The sequence below is a fragment of the Protofrankia sp. Cr1 genome (assembly GCF_963555865.1).
Lineage (GTDB): Bacteria > Actinomycetota > Actinomycetes > Frankiales > Frankiaceae > Protofrankia.
Window position 1 is genome coordinate 5,779 of sequence record NZ_CAUVXO010000020.1, and the last position, 2,786, is coordinate 8,564.

The 2,786-nt window shown below is 70.6% G+C and carries 2 protein-coding genes; both read right to left on the reverse strand.

What is annotated here, in order from left to right:
* The coding region (locus U9980_RS03720; protein WP_322766685.1) for a glycosyltransferase family 39 protein at positions 1-1,480 on the reverse strand (1,480 nt) is incomplete at its 3' end.
* A gap of 91 nt (positions 1,481-1,571) precedes the next feature.
* On the reverse strand, positions 1,572-2,705 hold the full coding sequence (locus U9980_RS03725; protein ID WP_322766686.1) for a hypothetical protein: 1,134 nt from the start codon (positions 2,703-2,705) through the stop codon (positions 1,572-1,574).
* Positions 2,706-2,786: the final 81 nt, after the last annotated feature.

The window sequence follows — 2,786 nt, forward strand, 5'->3', positions numbered from 1 at the left end:
CCGGGTACCAGCCGGGGCTGCGGTCCAGCAGCACGAACGCCCACCCGCCGGTGACCCCGACGGCGACCGTCATCAGCGTCCGGGCGACCCGAGAGTTCCGCGCCCGCCACAACGCGGTGCCACCGAAGGCCACGACGCCGGCGATTCCCGGCGCCAGCGCAACCGTGTAGTACGGGTGGATGGTGCCGCTCATATAGCTGAACACGACACCGGTGGCCAGCGTCCACGCGCCCCACAGCAGCAGGCCGGCGCGGACGCGGTCGGTGCGCGGCGCCGCACGGGTGACCCACAGCCCGCCCAGCAGGACGATCAGTGCGGCCGGCAGCAGCCAGGAGATCTGAGTACCGAACTGGCTGCCGAACATCCGATGCCAGCCGGTCGGACCGCCGAACATCCCACCGGGACCGGCGCCACCACCGCCGCCTGCGCCACCGAACCGACCACCGGCGGGCGTCCCCTGCAGATACTGGGCGATGCCGGCCGGAAGCTGCCCACCGGCCTGACCGCCGGGGCCGCCAGCCCCGCCGCCGTTTCCACTGCCGCCGAAGATCCGTCCGAGCCCGTTGTAGCCGAAGGTCAGCTCAAGGAAACTGTTGTTGGTCGAGCCGCCGATGAACGGTCGGGCATTCTTCGGCCACAACTCCACGGCCGCCACGAACCAGCCCGCGGCGACCAGCACTCCGCCGACGCCGGCCAGCAGGCCCAGCAACCGCCGGCCGATCGAGGTCGGAGCTGCCACCAGGTACACAAGCCCGAACGCCGGTACCGGCAGGAACGCCTGCATCATCTTGGTCAGGAAGGCGAACCCGACCGCCACGCCCGTCAGGGCGATCCACCGGTAGCTGCCGTCCTCGGTCGCGCGCACCACACAGTAGGCGGCGATGACCAGCAGCAACGTGAGCAGCGCATCGGGGTTGTTAAAGCGGAACATCAACACGGCAACCGGCGTCAGGGCCAGCATGGCACCGGCAACGAGACCCGCGCGCGGCCCGATCCAACGGCGAACCGCAAGATAGAGGATGCCCACGGACGCCACGCCCTCCAGCGCGTCCGGTACGAGCATGCTCCAGCTACTGAAGCCGAAGATCCGCCCGGACAGGGCCATGACCCACAATGACGCCGGTGGCTTGTCCACGGTGATGAAGTTCGACGAGTCGAACGACCCGAAGAACAGCGCCTTCCAGCTCTGCGTTCCGGCCTGCACCGCGGCGGCATAGAAGCTGTTGGCGTTGCCGGACGCGCCGAGCCCCCACAGGTAGAGGACCGCGGCCGTGGCCAGCAGAACGAGCAATGCCAGGCGCACCCACCAGGGGTCCGCGGCGTGCCCTCGCAACTGCCGGGGCAGGCGTATCGCGGGCGCGCCCGGCGTCGGACGCGAAGGCCCGTCCGGCGCCTGCGGCGATCCGTCCCCGCGCTGCTCGGGGAGGTCGACGTCGGGCCTGACCGACCCCCAGTCGAGGTCGCCGACGTTCGTGGTCATTGCGTGATCCCCTCGATGTGCCGATCTGGCCGACGTTCCGTTGCCGATGGCGGACGTCCCGGTGCTGGCGGTGCTGGCGGTGCTGGCGTCATCACGTAAGCGTTACCGCCGACACGACGAAGGTCGCGGGTCTGGCCGAGCCCGTGGCGGAACTACCGCCGGTGGTGCCACCACCCGAACCGCCCGACTGGTCGTCGCCGGGTACGCCGGCTGACGGAGCGCCACCGGATGCGCCGGCTGACGGAACTGAGCCCCGGAGGTCCGCCGTGCACTGTCGGAACGCCTCACGGACCGTCGAATCTGTCATGTCCGGGCGGGGCTGCCCGTTGCTGCCGTCAAGCGTGATGCCCTTGTCCTTCAGGCACGCCTGGAGTTTCTCCAGATCGATCGCAGGCCCGTTGCCGCCCCGGAACCGACCACCGCCTGGGAATCCACCACCGGGCAACCGTCCGCCCGGGAATTCACCACCGGAGAATTGACCGCCTCGGGTCCCGTAACCGGAAAGCCCGTCCGCGGGAGTCGAATCGTTCGCGGCCTGGCTGGTGCCGCCTCCCCCGCCGGCTGCGGCCATGACAGCCGCGCTGGTACCCAGCACGACGGCGAGTACCGCGACTGCGGCAATCAGGCCACCGCGTCGGCTGAGTCCTCGGCCGGCCCGCACAGCGGGCGCCACCGTCGTGGGCCGATCCGCCGACCCGCCTGTCGACCCGCCTGTCGACCCGCCTGCCGGGTAGAATTCGGGCCGGCCAGAGCCGACCCACCAGGGCGCGTCGGCCTGGGCCGATCCGAGGACATCCACGGACGTGGCCATGGGGACGCTGCGGATGAGCGCGGCCACGTCGGCGACCGACGACGCGGCGCCGACCAGCTGCGGCCGCGCCGCAGCCCCCAGATCCGGCGGCACATCGACACCCGGCGGGGTGACCAGCACCAGGACGGCGCCGGCGGGCCTGGCCGTGAGCGTCGCCAGCAACTCCCGCTCGTACATCGTGACGACGAGGATCATCTGTAGCGGCGATCGTGGCCGGTGCCCGAACAGGTCCGCACCGGCCGGTTCCGCCGGTTCCGCCGAACCGACTGACAGTTGATCACTTAGTTGATCGTCGAGCCGTTGTCCGAAGGGTGGCTCGGCCGACGGCGTCAGGACGTCATAACCGGGTCCGAGCGCCTGGGCCAGCACGCCCGGGTCGGCGGGGAGACTCGGGCTCACCCACACGTGTGTCATGTGCATACCGTGGCGGTCGCGCCTGAGGGGAAGCTTTCGGAATCCTTGGGATGTCCTTGTGGATCGCGGCCAGCGGCATGG